Consider the following 16117-nt stretch of genomic DNA (forward strand, 5'->3'; position numbering starts at 1 on the left):
AGGCAGGACGCCCGCGGAAACAAGAACAAGCCGTTCTCACCAGCGTTCAGCTGGTCAGAACGGCTTGTCCGTTGGCTCCCCGGACTGGACTCGAACCAGTAACCCTTCGATTAACAGTCGAATGCTCTGCCAATTGAGCTACCAGGGATCAGTGGTTACCCACGCGAGGAAGAACGTTAGCAGATCATCCGTGATGTGGCGAAATCAGAAGTACTCGGTCTTCAGCCGGTCCGTCTCGGCGACCACAAGCTCCCGCGTCCGGGGATCGGCCAGGTCAGCGCCGCCCGACGGGACGGCGTACCAGTGCATAGTGGGATGGTGACCGAGGCTGCGGCGGCCGACGATCTGCACCTGGCCTCGCGGGGCCTCCACCGTGCTCTGCACCACCGTCGACGCCTGCACGCGTTCCTGGAACAGCTCCGGGAGTCGCCCCGGCTCATCCAGCCGGGCCTCGAATCGTTCGCCCTCGACAGTCCGCCACCGGAAGGTGCTGCCCTCGCCGGACCACGACCCGCTGCCGATCTCCTCCCAGCCCCACACCCGCCAGGTGTCGCCCATGCGGCGGGCGAGGCCGGTTCGGGTGCCGACCAGCACCACCCCCTCGCCGATGCCGTGCGCGAGGACGTCAGCGCGGTGGCCGAGCACGGTGTCGAGTTCCTCGATCAGCTCGGGATCCAGGCGATTGAACAGCTCCATAGCACCATTGTGCTCCTCTGTGGACAACCGCGCCGCGCGTAGCGGATCCATCCACAGGCGGCGCGATCCGCCCCCCGGTGATCCCGGCGGCGGCCGAGGCTGGCGCCATGGACCTCAACACGATGCAGCTGCCCGCGGTCGATCTCCGCCCCGGGCAGGATGAAGAGCTCGCCCGCGCCGTCGAGGCCGGGGTGTACGCCGAGCAGCTCCTCGCCTCGCGGGGCGCGGATCCGGAGCTGGAACGAGTCGTGGCTCTGGGCAGGGAGGCCCAGGCCCGGATGTGGTCGGCGGGGATGCGCATCGCCATGCAGCAGGCGAGGCGCGCCGCAGTGGCCCGCGGCCTCCCCGCCGAGGACCTGTTCCAGGACGCCTGCGTCGCCGTGGCGGAGGCGATCCTCCGCTACGACTTCACCCGCGGGACCCGCTTCACGACCTTCGCGTTCGAGAGCGTGTCGTGGGCGTTGGGCGACGGCAGCCGCCATCGCACCGGCCGCCCCACCCTGACGCGGTGGGAACGCCGGGCCGCGCGGCGGCTCCGGGCCGAACTCGATGCACGGCAGTCGGCCGGTGCCGCGGCCGACCTGGGCGAGGCTGCGGCGGCCGCCGGCGTGTCGGCGGCCGCCGCCCAGCGGGCCATGGTGCGATGGCTGAGCCTCGACGAGGCGACGATCGCCGACCCCGCCACCGAGGACTCCTTCGCCGACGTCGGCCACGGCCTCGACTTCCTCGAGCTGCTCACCCCCCGGGACCGGCGGGTGCTGGAGTTGCGCTACGGCATTGGCGCCACCCCGCACACCCTGGCCGCGGCGGCCGAGCGGCTGGGCGCCTCCCCGTCGACGGTGTTCCGCTGGGAGCGCGAGGCGCTGATCGCGGCACGGGCGCTGCTCAGTGGCGACCGGACGACGGTGCCCGTCAGTGGACGATCGCCTCGCCCGCCCCGGCTCCCGTCATCGAGCGAACCTCCATCTCGATCGCGAACTCCTCGTCGCCGCGCCGGCTCGAGGTGACGGTGCCCAGGAAGCCTGCCAGGAAGGCGAGCGGCACGCTGACCAGGGCGGGGTTATCGAGCGGGAACCACGAGAAGTCGATCCCCTCCCCCAACATCGACCCGGGCGATCCCGAGATCGCTGGCGAGAAGACGATGAGCAGGGTCGCCGACACGAGGCCGGTGTAGATGGACCACACCGACCCGCGCGTGGTGAAGCGCCGCCAGTACAGCGTGTACAGGATCGACGGCAGGTTGGCGGAGGCCGCGACAGCGAACGCCAGCGAGATCAGGAAGGCGATGTTCTGACCGTTGGCGGCGATGCCACCGAGGATCGCGAGCACTCCGACGACGACCGACGTGATGCGCGCGACGCGGACCTCCTGCGCCGGGTCGGCCTTGCCGTCCTTGAGGATCGAGTTGTACACGTCGTGGGCGAACGACGCCGACGCGGTGATGGTCAGCCCCGCCACGACGGCCAGGATCGTCGCGAACGCGACGCCGGAGATGACCCCCATGAAGACCTCGCCGCCGAGGCCGAGCGCCAGGAGGGGCGCCGCGGAGTTGGCGCCACCGGGGGCGGCGAGGATGGCCTGCTGCCCGACGAGCTTGGGGGCCCCGAGCCCCAGCACGAGAGTGAACAGGAAGAAGTTCCCGACGAGGATGATGGCCCACACCGCAGAGCGGCGCGCCTCCCGCGCCGTGGGCACGGTGTAGAAGCGCATGAGCACGTGCGGCAGCCCGGAAGGGCCGGCGATGAGCGCCAGCGACAGCGACAGGAACGACAGCTTGGTGAACTCCGACGCACCGTAGCGGCCCATGGGCTCCAGCAGATCCTTGCCCGTGCCGGTGGCCGGATCCAGCGCCGCCTGCTGGGCCGCAAGGGCCAGCGCATCGAGGTTGAACCCGTCGCCCATCAGCACGAGAAGGGTCATCACCGCAGCGCCGGTGACGAGGAGCACCGCCTTGATCATCTGCACCCAAGTCGTGCCCTTCATGCCGCCGATGAGCACGTAGACGATCATCAGCACGCCCACCAGCCCGATCACCACGCCCTGCATCGACCGGTCCGAGACGCCAAGCAGCAGCGCGACCAGCCCGCCGGCACCGGCCATCTGCGCCAACAGGTAGACGAACGAGATCACGAGCGTGGAGGTGGCCGCCGAGAGGTAGTCGCCGGTGATCGCGAGTCCGTTCTGGCGGCCCGAGAACTTCGCGCCGCCCGTGTAGAAGTCCGATGCCTTGGACTTCTGCCGGCTGACGACGATGACGACACCGAGGGTGGCGGCGACGAAGACCGCGAAGACGCCGATGTTGATCAGCGGGTTGCCGTAGGCGGCGGCCTCCAGGGGGATCACAGGTCAGCTCCGTCCACGAGACGCTCACGCAGAACCGTCGACAGCGGGTCGAGTCGCCGGTCGGCGACCCGCACGTAGATGGCGGTCCACACCCACACGACGGCGAACTGGAACAGGCCGAGCACGATGCCGGTGTTGAGGCCCTCGAGGCCGAGGAAGGGGGCGGCCATGAAGTCGGTGGCGTAGATCGATGTCTCGACGTGAAGATAATGTAGGCAGGCCGATGCGGACAATGCAATACCGGACTTTGTCAGGTCGTCCCGGTCTGCCGTCTCCGGGCCGACGGGTGGCTCAGCTGAGCCCGACCGACAGGAGCTGCTTGCGACGCATCTCCAACTCGGTCAACTGCGCGAACTGGGCGCGGTGCCCGCTGGGGTCCTTCACCGGGTCCGTGCGCTGCAGGCGGGACTTGAGGTCCGCGATCTGCCGCGTCACGCGCGCCAGCTTGAGCCGAGAGCTGTGCTGCAGCGCATAGGTCTCGTCGGCCTCGCGGAGCAGCGGCTCCACCACAAGGGCCACCATCAGCTGCCGCACCAGGTCCGACGGCGCGGCCGCGCGCAGCCGGTCGGTCCACGCCTCGCCCCAGGGAACCTCCGCGATGAGGCGGAAGACCGCGGCGTAGGCGGGGTGCGAGAAGTCCTCCGCCTCGACCGCGTTCCAGGCCTCGTCGAACGTCATGGGGCACTGCAACATGAGTTTGAGGGTGTCGCGCTCGAGCCTGAGGCCCGGGTCGTTCGGGTTCGGCCACGCGGGGTCCGGACGAGGAGCGTCGTCAGCCCCGTGGTCGGGCTCCGGAGACCGGTGACGGGCCCGCGACGCCTCACGGCGGACCTCGTCGACGTCCATGCCGAGCACGGCCGAGAGCTCACGCAGGTACTGGCTCACCAGGGACTGGTCCCGGATGGAGCTCAGCAGCTCCGCGCCCTCCCTGGCGGCCCCGAGCCGTCCGTCCGCCCGATCGAGGTCGTAGCTCTTGGCGATGTTGGCCATGACGAAGCGGTACAGCGGGATGCGGCGCGCCACGAGCTCCCGGACCGCCGCGTCGCCGTGCTGGAGGCGCAGGTCGCAGGGATCCAGCCCGGAGGGTTCCACCGCCACGTAGGTCTGGGCGATGAAGTTCTGGTCGCCCTTGAACACCTTGAGGGCGGCCGCCTGCCCCGCCTTGTCGCCGTCGAAGGTGAAGATGACCTCGCCGTGCAGGCCGTCGTGGGTCCCCATGAGGCGCTGGAGCAGGCGGGCGTGATCGTCTCCGAACGCCGTGCCGCACGAGGCGACGGCGGTCTCCACGCCCGCCAGGTGCGCGGCCATGACGTCGGTGTAGCCCTCCACGATCACGGCCTGCGCCTTGCGGCCGATCTCGCGGCGGGCCAGGTCCAGACCGTAGAGCACCTGCGACTTCTTGTAGACCGGGGTCTCGGGGGTGTTGAGGTACTTGGCCGGCATGCGGTCGTCGTCGTAGAGGCGCCGCGCCCCGAAACCGAGGACGGCCTGCGCCGAATCGCGGATGGGCCACAGGACGCGTCCGACGAAGAAGTCCCGCCCGCCCTGACGGGTCAGCCCGGCGGTCTGGAGGACCTCATCGGAGAAGCCCTGGGCGCGCAGCGTCTGCCGCAGCGCACCCCCGTGCCGGGGCGCGTACCCGATGCCGAAGCGCAGCGAGATCTCGCGGTCGAAACCGCGGCCGTGGAGGAAGCGCCTCGCCTCGACCGCCTCCGCCGACTCCAGCTGCGCGGCGAAGAACGCCTGCGCCGCCTCGTTGGCCTCCATGACGCGGCGGCGCATCCCGGGTGCCTGCGTCGGTCCTCCGTCGTCCTCGACGCGCAACACGATCCCGCTGCGGTCGGCCAGCACCTGCACCGCCTCGGTGAAGGACAGGTTCTGCTGCTTCTGCAGGAAGGTGATGACGTCCCCGCCCTCGCCGCAGCCGAAGCAGTAGAAGAACCCGCGCGCGGGCGTCACCGTGAAGGAGGGGGTCTTCTCGTCGTGGAAGGGGCACAACCCCTTCAGCGATCCGCCGCCGGCGTTGCGCAGCGCCACATAGCTGCCGACCACGTCGTCGATCCGGCTGCGTTCCCTGACCGCCGCGATGTCCTCGTCGTTGATCCGGCCCGCCACGGTGCCACTCTACCCGCTGCTCAGGCGCCGCGGCCGATGCCCTTCGGGAGTCGCTTCGGGTCCCAGCCCAGGAGGTGTCGGGCCTGATCGAACGCGAACCGGTCGGTCATGCCGCCGACGTACGTGACGGCGCCCCGGACGAGGTCGTCGCCCCGGTACTCGGCGGGCAGCGCCGCGGGCGACGCCAGGTAGAACTCGACCAGATCGGTGAGCACCCGCACCACCGTGTGCGACTGCGCGACGGATTCGGCGCGGGTATAGATGCGCTCGTAGTTGAACCGGCGCAGCTCGCCGAGTGCCTCGGCGGTCACGGGGTCCATGCCGACGACGCCGGTGGCCGAGGTGGTGTTGATGACGGCGTTGATGAACGTCGCCAGCTGCTGCCGGCGGGTCACGCCCGCCACCTCTCGCACGACGACGGGCACGTCGGCCGTGGCGACGATGCCGGCGGACACCGCGTCCTCCAGGTCGTGGGCGCAGTAGGCGATCCGGTCCGCCCACGAGACGATCTCGCCCTCGAGGGTCGCCGGCGCGGGGCGCGACCAGGAGTGGTTGCGGATCCCGTCGAGCGTCTCCGACGTCAGGTTGAGGTCGCGCAACACCACGTCGGCCCCCCACGGCCCGTGGTCGTAGCCGCCGGCAATGAACCGGTCGAACGCGTCCTCCGACGCGTGCCCCCCGGGCCCGTGGCCGCAGTCGTGGCCGAGCGCGATCGCGTCGGCCAGCGTGACGTTGGCGCCAACCCCGCGGGCGATCGCGACCGCCGCCTGGGCGACCTCGACGGCGTGCGTCAACCGGGTCCGCTGATGGTCCGTCGGATACACGACGACCTGGGTCTTCCCGGCCAATCGCCGGAAGGCCGCCGAGTGGACGATGCGGTCACGGTCGCGTTCGAAGCAGGTGCGGAACGGGTCCGGTTCCTCGGGTCGTTCCCGGGTACCGGCACCGACGGCGAAGCTCGCCTCCGGCGCGAGCGTCAGCCGCTCGATCTCCTCGCGCTGCTCCCTGCGCCGCGGCTCCCGGGCGCCGACCCGCGCGGTCGACGAGGCGTGCGCGGTGACGACGTCGTCGCCATGTCCGTGCATGGTCGACGCCCAGAGCCGGGTGCGCGGGAGCGGTGTGTCCATCGCCCCCAACCGTAGCCGAGGTCAGCGCTCCGACCGCGGCACCCACTGCGACAAGGGGTTGCCGACATAGACCTGGCGCGGCCGGTAGATGCGCTGGCGAGGGTTGTCGGTGACCTCCTTCCAGTGCGCGATCCAGCCGGGGGTGCGCCCGATCGCAAACATCACGGTGAACATGTCCAGCGGGATTCCGATCGCGCGCAGGATGATGCCGGAGTAGAAGTCGACGTTCGGGTAGAGGCGTCGCGACGCGAAGTAGTCGTCGGCCAGCGCCGCCTGCTCGACCTCGCGTGCGATGTCAAGCAGGGGGTCCGTGACGTGCATGGCGTCGAGCAGCTTGTCCGCCGCGTCCTTGAGGATGCGGGCACGGGGATCGAAGTTGCGGTAGACGCGGTGCCCGAACCCCATGAGCTTGACACCCGACGAGCGGTCCTTGACGCGGGCCAGGTAGGCCTCGGGCGTGATGCCGGTGGTACGGATGTGCTCGAGCATCTCGATGACCGCCATGTTCGCGCCGCCGTGCAGCCGGCCCCACAGGGCGTTGACGCCCGCGGAGACCGACGAGTACATGTTCGCGCCCGACGAGGCGACCATCCGCACCGTCGACGTCGAGCAGTTCTGCTCGTGGTCGGCGTGCAGGACCAGGAACATGTTGAGCGCGTGCGCCACCTCGGGTGTGGGCTCGTAGTCCCGGTACGGCACGGAGAACATCATGTGCAGGAAGTTCTCGGCGTAGTTGAGGTCGTAGCGCGGATACGCGATGGGCTGGCCGATGTGCGACTTGTAGGACGCCGCCGCGATCGTGCGGGTCTTGGCGATGAGGCCCGCGGCCGCGTACTTGAAGTGCGCCGCGTCGGTGGTCTCGATGTCGTGCAGCTCGTGCGTCTGCAGCGCGTTGATCATGGCCGACAGGATGGCCATGGGATGGGCGTCGGCGGGGAAGCCGTCGAAGTGCTTGCGCATGTCGCGGTGCAGGGCGGCGTTCTCGCTGAGCAGGTGGCGGAACTCGGTCCGCTCCTCCTCGTCGGGCAGCTCACCGAAGATGAGCAGCTCCGCGGTCTCGATGAAGCTGGACCGCTCCGCGAGATCCTCGATCGGAATGCCGCGATAGCGGAGGATGCCCTTCTCGCCGTCGATGAACGTGATCGCCGACTGGCAGGACCCCGTGTTGCCGTAGCCGTCGTCGAGTGTGATGAGCCCGGTGGTCGAGCGCAACGACGAGATGTCGATGGCGCGCTCCCCCTCGGTGCCGGTGACGACGGGCAGTTCGTAGCTGGTGCCGTCGATGATGATGGTTGCCGTCTCGCCCATGGAACCTCCTGGGACAGGGCCGGCCCCGGCCGGGCCGGCGCTGCGCTCAGAATAACGACGGCACGCCGCCGCCCCCGGGCGGCCCCTACTTACGCGTCTGGGCGCGGCCCATGAACAGCAGGGCGACCCCCATCACCGCGATGCCGAAGGCGCTGCTGCCGATCCGCTCCCAGGTGAGGACCTCCTGGGGTGTCCCGGTCGAGACGAAGTAGGCACTCACGAACAGGACGAGCACCGCAAGGAGCGCGACCGCGCGCCCCGCCTGGGCCCAGATCGGCAACTTCTTGCGTTCCGCCATCGTCATCCTCCGCTCACGCCAATCTCGGCGTCCGACAGGTCAAGTTCACACCCGGAGGTGTCGTCGTACCAACCGTAGGGCAGGACCACGCGCCCGCGGGGCGACCCCTGCCGACCGCGCGGCGTGCCGAGTTCCGCCACGGGGAACTGCGCCTCCGTGTCGAGAAGAGACACCAGCTCGCGCAGCTCAGCCAGGGACGAGACCATGGCGAAGCGGCGCCGCAGCTCGCCCACCGGATAGCCCTTGAAGTACCACGCCATGTGTTTGCGCAGATCCGTCAGCCCGTGCCGCTCCCCCATGAGGTCGGTGAGCAGTTCGGCGTGCCTGATCAGCATGCGACCGACCTCCCCCAGCGCAGGCCGGTGCCGGAGCTCCTCGCCCGCGAACGCGGCCGCGAGGTCCCCGAAGAGCCACGGGCGGCCGAGGCAGCCGCGACCGATCACGACACCGGCGCAGCCCGTCTCGTCCATCATCCGCAGCGCGTCCTCCGCCTCCCAGATGTCGCCGTTGCCCAGGACGGGGATGTCGACGGCGGCGACCAGCTCGGCGATCCGGGACCAGTCGGCCTCACCCGAGTAGGCCTGCTGGACGGTGCGGCCGTGCAACGCGACGGCGGCGGCGCCCTCCTCCTGCGCGATGCGACCGGCGTCGAGGAAGGTCTCGTGCTCGTCGTCGATCCCGATGCGGGTCTTGATGGTGACGGGAACGCCGAACTCGTCGGCAGCCTGCACGGTGGCCCGGACGATGGCCCGGAGCCGGTCTCGCTTGTAGGGCAGCACCCCGCCCCCGCCCTTGCGGGTGACCTTCGGCACCGGGCAGCCGAAGTTCAGATCGATGTGGTCGACGTCGAAATCGCGGATGAGGATGCGCGCCGCGTCGGCCATCACATCGGCGTCGACGCCGTAGAGCTGCACCGAACGAACGGTCTCGCCCGGGTCGAACCGGAGCATGTCGCGCGTCTTCGGGTCGCCGACGACGAGGCCCCGCGACGTGATCATCTCGCACACGTAGAGTCCGGCGCCCTGCTCCCTGCACAGCTGCCGGTAGGCCGCGTTCGTGACCCCAGCCATCGGCGCCAGCACCACGGGCAGGTCGACGACGACGGCGTCGGGACGGCTGGGGGCGTGCAGGCGCAGCGGCTGGACGGTGGGCATCGGGCTCCTGGGGGTGATGGGCGGCCCCCCAGCCTACGTCACGCCCCCGACGTCAGCCGAAGCCTGATCGCGGCGACGGCCGCTCCCCTGGCGAAGTCGCGGAAGTCCAGCGGCTGCAGCGCCAGGTCGGGCAGGTTCAGGTCCTCGCGCCAGTCCTCCGCCATCACCTCGCGGACGGCGTCCAGGGAGCCGCCGAGCAGGTCGATGCCCTCGCCGGTCAGGAGGATCCGGGCGGGGGCGAAGGCGATGGCGGCGGCCGCGGCCAGGTGGCCCATGGCCCGCACCGCGTCGTCGACAGCCCCGGCCGCCCGCGGCTCCGCCAGCGCCTCGCGGAATCCGAGCCGTCGCCCGACCGCCTCCGATGCCGCCGCGGCGACTGCGGACTCCGACAACACGTCGCCGAAGATGCGGCCGTCGGGCAGCCACAACCGGCCGAGGATCGCCGCCGCCCCCTGGCAGCCGAGCAGGAGGTTGTCGTCAACGACGGCGCCGCACCCGACGCCCAGCCCGAACGTCACCACGACGAAGTCGGTCAGCCCCCTGCCCGCCCCGAACCAGTGGTGGTACAGCGTCAGGCCGTCGATGTCGTTCGCGGTGGCGCACGGCAGCCCGGTGAGGGCGCTGATCCGGCCGGCGAGGTTGCCACCGCCGGGCCAGCCAAGCATGCGGGTGGCGTGCAGCACCCCGTCGGGCTCGACCGACGCGGGGAGACACACCCCCACCCCCGCGGGGGTCGGGAACCGGGCGATCACCTCGACGAGTCCCTGCGCCGTGGACTCCAGCGTGTCGGTGTCCAGGCCGATCTCCTCGGAGTGCCGCACCTGGCCGGCGAGGCCGGTCTGCACCACCCACGCGTGGCCAGGCACGATCTTGACGCCCAGGAACTGCGCGGCCTCGTCGACGATCCGCAGCGGCACCGGTGGCCGGCCGATCTCCAGCGCCGACGGCGGCCCCTGCTCCAGCAGGCCCTGCTCGATGAGCGGCTTGGTGATGCGGGTCAGCGACCCCGAGGAGAGCCCGAGCATGCGGGCCACCTCGGCGCGGGAGATTGGCCCGTAGCGGAGCACGGCCAGGGCCACGCTCCTGGTGGTGGGGTCCATCGGGATCGGGTGCATCTCAGATCCGGTCGAGTTCGAAGATCACCGCGGTGTCGGGCAGCATCTGGGGGGCCCTGAGGCCGGTGTGCATCAGGACGTGGCCCGGCAACTCGAGCGGTCCGGGGGCCGCCTCCCACGGAACCAGGTGGATCGCCGGGATCCTCTGGTGGTCGATCACGGTGACCCGGTAGGTGGCGTCGGGGTCGAGGCCGGGGAAGCGCAGCATCCCGAGGCTGACCGCCGGGGACACACTCAGCATGGAGAGGGAGAAGATGGCCTTGTCATCGGCGACGACGCCCTTGAAGTAGCACTGCGGTTCGCGCATGTCGACGCGGACCTGACGGCCGCCGAGCAACACCCGACGGTTGGCCTTGTACCACTGGATCCACCAGGTGAGCCGGGCCAGTTCCTCCTCCGTGGCCTGAGCCAGGTCCCATTCGATGCCCAGGTGCCCGAAGACGGCGGTGGCCGCCCGGAACTCGATGTCGTGCCAGCGCGCCGTGCTGTGCGAGCGGCCGGAGGCGATGTGGCTGCCCATGAACTCGGGCGGGAGGAGCTGGCCCGTCCACGGCAGCAGGCGCTGCCGCTCGGCGGGATCGATTACGTCGGACACCCAGACGCGTTCCACCCGGTTCATCACCTCAAGGTCGATCCGGGCCCCGCCGGACGAGCAGGACTCGAACTCGACGTCCGGGTGACGGTGCCGGAGGGCGTCGAGGAGCCGGTAGTACGCCCGGGTCTGAGCGTGGACGGCGGGCTCGCCGTGCGGCGCGGTGCCGGCGTCGATGAGGTCGCGGTTGTGGTCCCACTTGACGTAGTCGATCCGGTACTCCGACAAGATGGCGTCCATCTGGTCGAAGACGTGGCGCCACGCACCCTCAACGGACAGGTTGAGCACGTGCTGGTAGCGCGCCTCCACGGGCAGGCGTCCCGCCGGCTGCATGATCCACTCCGGGTGCGCCCGGGCGACGTCGGAATCGAGGTTGACCATCTCGGGCTCGAACCAGAGGCCGAACTCCATCCCGAGGTTCTGCACGCGGTCAACCAGAGGGTGCAGGCCGTCGGGCCACACGTCCCGCGCGACGACCCAGTCGCCGAGGCCGGCATGGTCGTCGCGGCGGGCGCCGAACCATCCGTCGTCGAGCACGTAGCGTTCCACGCCCAGCGCCGCGGCCCGCTCGGCCAGGTCAATCAGCCGCGTCGCGTCGTGGTCGAAGTAGACGGCCTCCCAGACGTTGAGCGTCACGGGGCGGTCCGCGGCCGGCGCGTGCGGCAGCGCGCGCAGCCAGCCATGGAAGCGGTCTGCTTGGGCGTCCAACCCGTCTGCGTAGTTGAAGTACACCCACGGGGTGGCGTAGCTGTCGTCGCGGCCCAGGCGCACCTCTCCGGCGAGCAGGAGTTCGCCGCCGCTGAGGACCTGGTGTCCGATGAAGTCGCGTTCCGCCACGTGGAGGTGGTTACCGCTCCAGGCGGTGTGCACCGACCAGACCTCCCCGGAGCGGAAGCCGAAGCCGGGTGTGCCGGCGTGGAGGACGTAGGAGGAGTCCGCCCCGGTGCGGCCGTGGCGCCCCTCGCGCCGATGCTGGCCGACGAGGAACTCGCGCCGCTGCGCGAAGCGCTCCACACCCCACCGGCCGGCGAAATCGAGCAGCTCCGACGCGGCGCTGGGCACCGGCAGGCCAACGGTGAACTCGTCGACCGCGAACGGCGCGTCATCCAGGTTCGTCAGCCTGCCGCGGACCCGGATGAGACCCTGGTGCGTCAGCTGGAGCGTGAGCAGGAGCTCGAGCCGCGACTCCACGGAGCTGGCCCGGAACTCGACGGTGGCGGCCCCCGCGACGACCAGCTCCCCGGCCGGTCGTCCGTCGACGGTGACCGACGTGACCGCCCAGTCCGGTGTCCAGTCGCGGCCCGCACGTGAGCCGATGAGTCCCGGCCGGCCCGTCCAGCCGTAGCGTCCCTCGAGGAGCAGCCCGAAGCGGGGAGGCTCGTCGGGATTGTTCGGCCCGGCCTGGTACCGGTGGGCCAGGACCAGCGCATCGAACTGGTCCGACGTCAAGGGCGACAGCTCGTGACCCCAGTGGACGACCTCTGGCAGTCGCGTGCCGTCGACGACGAGCGCGACGGACACGCCCGCGGTGGTGAGGAGCAGTCTGGTGGTCATGGTGTCCTCTCGTTCAGTCGGTGTCGCGGGGAACGTTGACACTCATCTCCTCGACAGGCAGGTAGGCGCTGGGCTCGTCGACAGCGCGCGACAGCAGAGGAGTGAGGATCATCTTCGCCTCGTAGCCGTTGAAGGAGCGCCGATACTCCCCCACCGAGGCCCATCGACCCACCAGGGCGAAAAGGTCCGGGTCGTCGAGGTTCTGCACCAGATCGATGCCGAGGCAGCCGGGACGGGCCGCCCACCAGTCGACGACGGCGCGCGCCTCCGCCAGGAAGCCGGGGCCGGGGGACGCGAATCGGGTGATGACGAGCATGGGATGGAAGGCTACTCCCGGGCCCGAGGTGGTCACGGACCCGGGAGCACCGAGCGTCAGCCCTTCACGGCGCCCGCGGTGAGTCCGCGGACGAAGTACCGCTGCAGGGCGAAGAACACGACGAGCGGCAGGATCATGGACACGAAGGCGCCCGCCGTCAACAGGTGCCAGTTCTCGCCGCGGGTGCCCAGGACGCCGGTCAGCGCGATGGTCAGCACCGCGTTGTCGCCCTGGCCCAGGAAGATCAGCGCGACCAGCAGGTCGTTCCAGACCCACAGGAACTGGAAGATGGCGAACGAGGCCAGCGCCGGCGTGGACATCGGGATGATGAGCCGCCAGAAGGTCTGCCAGTGGGATGCGCCGTCGATCTCGGCCGACTCGACGACCGATTTCGGCAGTGACGCCATGTAGTTGCGCAGAATGTAGACCGCCAGGGGCATGCCGAATCCCGTGTGGGCCAGCCACACGGTGGCGAACTGCCCGTTGATGCCCATCTGCTGGAAGATGATCGACAGCGGCACGAAGGCCACCTGGTTGGGCACCACCAGCAGCCCGACGATGATGATGAACAGCACGTCGCGGCCGGGGAAGTGCATGAACGTGAACACGTACGCGGCGAACGCGGCGATGAGGATCGGGATGATCGTCGCCGGGATGGCCACCGTCATGGAGTTGACGAACGCGTCCGCGAACGGGATGGCGCCGGTGGTGAGCACGTCGCGGTAGTTGTCGATCGTGATCTGCGTCGGGTTGGCGAAGACGTTCCACCAGCCGTTCGAGTTGGACTCGGTGCGGGGGCGCAACGAGGTGATGAGCAGGCCGATGGTCGGAATGAGCCAGAGGAGGCACAGGATGACGACGGCCGCCTCGATCAGCCACAGCATCTTGCTGGAGCCGACCGAGCGGGCCTTGTCCTCGCCGCGCTTGGCCTTGATCGTCTTGGTGGGGGCTGCGACGGTCATGCGTTCGCCTCCTGGAGCCGGAACTGACGGACCTGGTAGACCAGGACCGGGATGATCGCGATGATGAGGATCACAACGATCGCGGACGCGACGCCCGGGTCACCCGCGCGGAACAGCGACGCATAGAACGCGTTGCCCAGCACGTTGGTGTTGTAGTTGCCGTTGGTCATCGCGTAGACGATGTCGAAGACCTTCATGACGCCGATGAGGACCGTGATGAAGACCGTGACCACCGTCGGCCACGCCTGCGGCAGGATGATCCGCCAGAAGATCCTGCCCTCTGAGGCGCCGTCGATGCGGCCCGCCTCGATGGTGTCCTCGGGCACGCCCTTGAGCGCCGCCGAGAGCAGCACCATGGCGTAGCCCACCTGGGTCCAGATGTAGACCACCATGAGCAGGAAGGTGTTGAACCGCAGCATGTCGATCTGCAGCCAGGTCTGGGGAGAGCCGCCGAGTGAGACGATGATCTGGTTGAGCAGGCCGATCTGCGAGGAGCCCTCGGGCTTCCAGGCGTAGACCAGATTCCAGATCGTGGAGGCGCCGACCATCGAGATGGCCATGGGCAGGAAGATGATCGACTTGGCCACCTTCTCGGCCGTGGGGCGGAGTTTGTCGACGAGCACGGCCACGAGGAGGCCGAACGCGACGATGGCCGCCGGGGCCACGATGATCCAGAGAACGTTGTTGATCAGGGTGTTGAGGAAGTTGGGGTCGCCGAAGAGGCGCGTGTAGTTGTCGAAGCCGACGAACTCCAGCAGCCGGCCACGGCGGCCGCGGCGGAAGCTGGCGATGACGGTCTCGGCGGCGGGGTACAACAGGAAGACGGTGATCGCGGCCATGGCGGGCAGGAGCAGCGCGTAAGGCTTGAGCCGGAGTTCCCACTTCTTCGGGAGAAGCTCGACGGCTTTGTTGAGTAGCCAGAACAGCGCGACTGCGCCCAGGACACCGACCACGACCGCGCCGAGTGCGAGGCCGAGTTTCTCAATCATGAGGTGCTCCTAGGGATGGGGCTGGCGGTGGCCCGGGATCCGGTCCACCGCCAGCCGTTCACGGGGTCGGGACTAGCTCGCCGGCCAGCTGGCGTCGATCGCCTGGAGCGTCGCATCGAGGTCGGTGCGGCCGCTGGTGTAGTCGACCATGCCGGTCCAGAAGCTGCCGGAGCCGACGGCGCCGGGCATCTGGTCGGACCCGTCGAAGCGGAACACCGAGGCGTCAGCGACAGCGGCCGCGACGTCCTTGAGCACCTGGTTCGGGTACTTCTCCACGTCGAAGGTGGTCAGCGGCGACAGCCACGCGCCGGTCTGGACCTGGTTGTCACCGAACTCGGGGTCGGTGGTCATGAAGGCCATGACCTTCTTGACGTTGGCGTCGTTCTTCGTGAAGGCCGCGGCCAGATCGCCACCGCCGAGGACCGGGCTCTCACCCTTGACGCTCGGGGTCACGAACATGCCGACGGTGGTGTCGAGCTGCGCGAAGATGTCGTCAGGGAAGAACCCCTTCTGCGTGATGAAGTTGCCCTGCTTGCCGAGGAAGCACTTCGGCTCGGCGTCGAACATCGGGTTGAGCGCCGTGGCGAAGGCGTTGGACGATGCATTCTCGATGCCGCCGTAGACATTGCCCTCGGTCATCAGCAGCTCTTCGTAGATCGCGAAGGCCTCGCGCACTTCGGGGCTGTCGAACTTGATCTCGCCGGAGACCCACTTGTCGTACACCTCGGTGCCGCCGGTCTGTAGTACGTAGTCCTCGATCCAGTCGGTGCCGGGCCACCCGGTGGCCGAGCCGGACTCCATGCCGTAGCAGATGGGGGCGACCCCGTCGGCCTTGATCTCCTCGACGAGGGCCAGAAGCTCCTCGTGCGAGGTGGGTACGGTGTAGCCCGCGGCCTCGAAGGCCGGCTTGTTGTACCAGTAGAACGACTTGCCGTTCATGGCCATCGGCGCGCCGTAGACGGTGCCGTCGACGGTGGCGGCGTCGAGGAAGCCGGGGATGATGTCGGCCTCGAGCTGGTCGAGATCGACCTGCGTGCCGAGTTCGGCGAGTTCTCCCTCTTCGGCCAGGGCCCGGAGGATGCCCGGCTGCGGGAAGATGGCGATGTCGGGCGCGTTGCCGGACTGGACCTTGGAGTTGATCTGGACCTCGAACTCGTTCGACTGGATCCAGTCGAACGTGATGCCGTTCTCCTCACCCCACGTGTCCATGTCCTTCTGGAAGGCCGTCGACTGGTCGCCGGAGAAGGCGTACATGATCTGGATGGTTTCCTTGGCCGTCTCCTCGCCTCCGCCGTCCGTCGCCTCCGGCGTCGAGTCTCCGCCGAGACATCCGGTGGCCAGCAGGCTGACGGCCGCGATACCGGCGAGCCATGAGTACTTCTTGCGCATGAAGGTTCGCTCCTTTGCACTGGAGATGACTGACGCCTGACGGTCGTTGTCAGGCTGCTCCTTCGGTGATCCTGCCACTGGGGCGCAGCGTCGCGCCTTAGTTTTGCCCCAAAGTTATCAAACTGTGACTTTGTGCGCCCGGACTTGCGCCCTGACCGA

General features: G+C 69.3%; 15 protein-coding genes and 1 tRNA gene. 1 reads left to right on the plus strand and 15 read right to left on the minus strand.

Translation table 11 applies throughout. The features are described 5' to 3' along the window. Positions 1 to 72: 72 nt before the first annotated feature. Together BCR15_RS10280 and BCR15_RS10285 are read right to left on the minus strand one after the other, a co-directional pair. Positions 73 to 148: transfer RNA gene (locus BCR15_RS10280), tRNA-Asn, on the minus strand. A gap of 56 nt (positions 149 to 204) precedes the next feature. After that, complete coding sequence (locus BCR15_RS10285; RefSeq protein WP_068752107.1) at positions 205 to 696, minus strand: hypothetical protein; 492 nt, start codon at positions 694 to 696, stop codon at positions 205 to 207. Positions 697 to 803: 107 nt separating this feature from the next. On the opposite strand from BCR15_RS10285, the gene BCR15_RS10290 reads away from it, so the two are divergent. Continuing rightward, positions 804 to 1703, plus strand: coding sequence for a sigma-70 family RNA polymerase sigma factor (locus tag BCR15_RS10290; RefSeq protein ID WP_068752108.1), 900 nt, complete (start codon positions 804 to 806; stop codon positions 1701 to 1703). On the opposite strand, the gene BCR15_RS10295 is transcribed toward BCR15_RS10290, so the two are convergent. The 13 genes from BCR15_RS10295 to BCR15_RS10350 form a co-directional block, all read right to left on the minus strand. Next, positions 1609 to 3039: a solute symporter family protein gene (locus BCR15_RS10295; RefSeq protein WP_141680106.1), complete on the minus strand. Its 1431-nt coding sequence runs from the start codon at positions 3037 to 3039 to the stop codon at positions 1609 to 1611. The two genes, BCR15_RS10290 and BCR15_RS10295, sit on opposite strands and share 95 nt — an antisense overlap. After that, the gene (locus BCR15_RS14390) at positions 3036 to 3272 is read right to left on the minus strand and encodes a DUF485 domain-containing protein (RefSeq protein ID WP_176715226.1); all 237 of its coding nucleotides are present in this window, start codon (positions 3270 to 3272) and stop codon (positions 3036 to 3038) included. Before BCR15_RS14390 ends, BCR15_RS10295 begins: the two co-directional genes overlap by 4 nt. 58 nt (positions 3273 to 3330) lie before the next feature. Next, entirely contained in the window at positions 3331 to 5154 is a 1824-nt protein-coding gene (gene dnaG, locus BCR15_RS10300; protein WP_068752109.1) for a DNA primase, read from the minus strand. Between the two features lie 20 nt (positions 5155 to 5174). Next, positions 5175 to 6239: an HD domain-containing protein gene (locus tag BCR15_RS10305; RefSeq protein WP_141680111.1), complete on the minus strand. Its 1065-nt coding sequence runs from the start codon at positions 6237 to 6239 to the stop codon at positions 5175 to 5177. A 63-nt stretch (positions 6240 to 6302) separates the two neighbouring features. Further along, positions 6303 to 7589, minus strand: coding sequence for a citrate synthase (locus BCR15_RS10310; protein WP_068752111.1), 1287 nt, complete (start codon positions 7587 to 7589; stop codon positions 6303 to 6305). A gap of 85 nt (positions 7590 to 7674) precedes the next feature. Continuing rightward, positions 7675 to 7887: a hypothetical protein gene (locus tag BCR15_RS10315; RefSeq protein WP_068752112.1), complete on the minus strand. Its 213-nt coding sequence runs from the start codon at positions 7885 to 7887 to the stop codon at positions 7675 to 7677. Between the two features lie 2 nt (positions 7888 to 7889). After that, entirely contained in the window at positions 7890 to 9041 is a 1152-nt protein-coding gene (gene dusB, locus BCR15_RS10320; protein WP_068752113.1) for a tRNA dihydrouridine synthase DusB, read from the minus strand. Positions 9042 to 9079: 38 nt separating this feature from the next. Beyond that, a complete protein-coding gene (locus tag BCR15_RS10325) occupies positions 9080 to 10156 on the minus strand; it encodes an ROK family transcriptional regulator (RefSeq protein WP_068752114.1) in 1077 nt (358 codons plus the stop codon). Position 10157: 1 nt separating this feature from the next. Continuing rightward, entirely contained in the window at positions 10158 to 12302 is a 2145-nt protein-coding gene (locus BCR15_RS10330; RefSeq protein ID WP_068752115.1) for an alpha-galactosidase, read from the minus strand. A 13-nt stretch (positions 12303 to 12315) separates the two neighbouring features. After that, positions 12316 to 12618, minus strand: coding sequence for an antibiotic biosynthesis monooxygenase (locus BCR15_RS10335; protein WP_068752116.1), 303 nt, complete (start codon positions 12616 to 12618; stop codon positions 12316 to 12318). A gap of 56 nt (positions 12619 to 12674) precedes the next feature. After that, on the minus strand, positions 12675 to 13580 hold the full coding sequence (locus BCR15_RS10340; RefSeq protein ID WP_078920298.1) for a carbohydrate ABC transporter permease: 906 nt from the start codon (positions 13578 to 13580) through the stop codon (positions 12675 to 12677). Continuing rightward, positions 13577 to 14569 (minus strand): carbohydrate ABC transporter permease, encoded by a 993-nt coding sequence (locus BCR15_RS10345; protein ID WP_068752117.1) that lies wholly within the window; start codon positions 14567 to 14569, stop codon positions 13577 to 13579. Before BCR15_RS10345 ends, BCR15_RS10340 begins: the two co-directional genes overlap by 4 nt. A gap of 72 nt (positions 14570 to 14641) precedes the next feature. After that, a complete protein-coding gene (locus tag BCR15_RS10350) occupies positions 14642 to 15958 on the minus strand; it encodes an ABC transporter substrate-binding protein (RefSeq protein ID WP_068752118.1) in 1317 nt (438 codons plus the stop codon). Positions 15959 to 16117 lie beyond the last annotated feature (159 nt).

The sequence above is a fragment of the Tessaracoccus lapidicaptus genome, from assembly GCF_001693815.1.
In the GTDB taxonomy this organism is placed as follows: Bacteria; Actinomycetota; Actinomycetes; order Propionibacteriales; family Propionibacteriaceae; genus Arachnia; species Arachnia lapidicapta.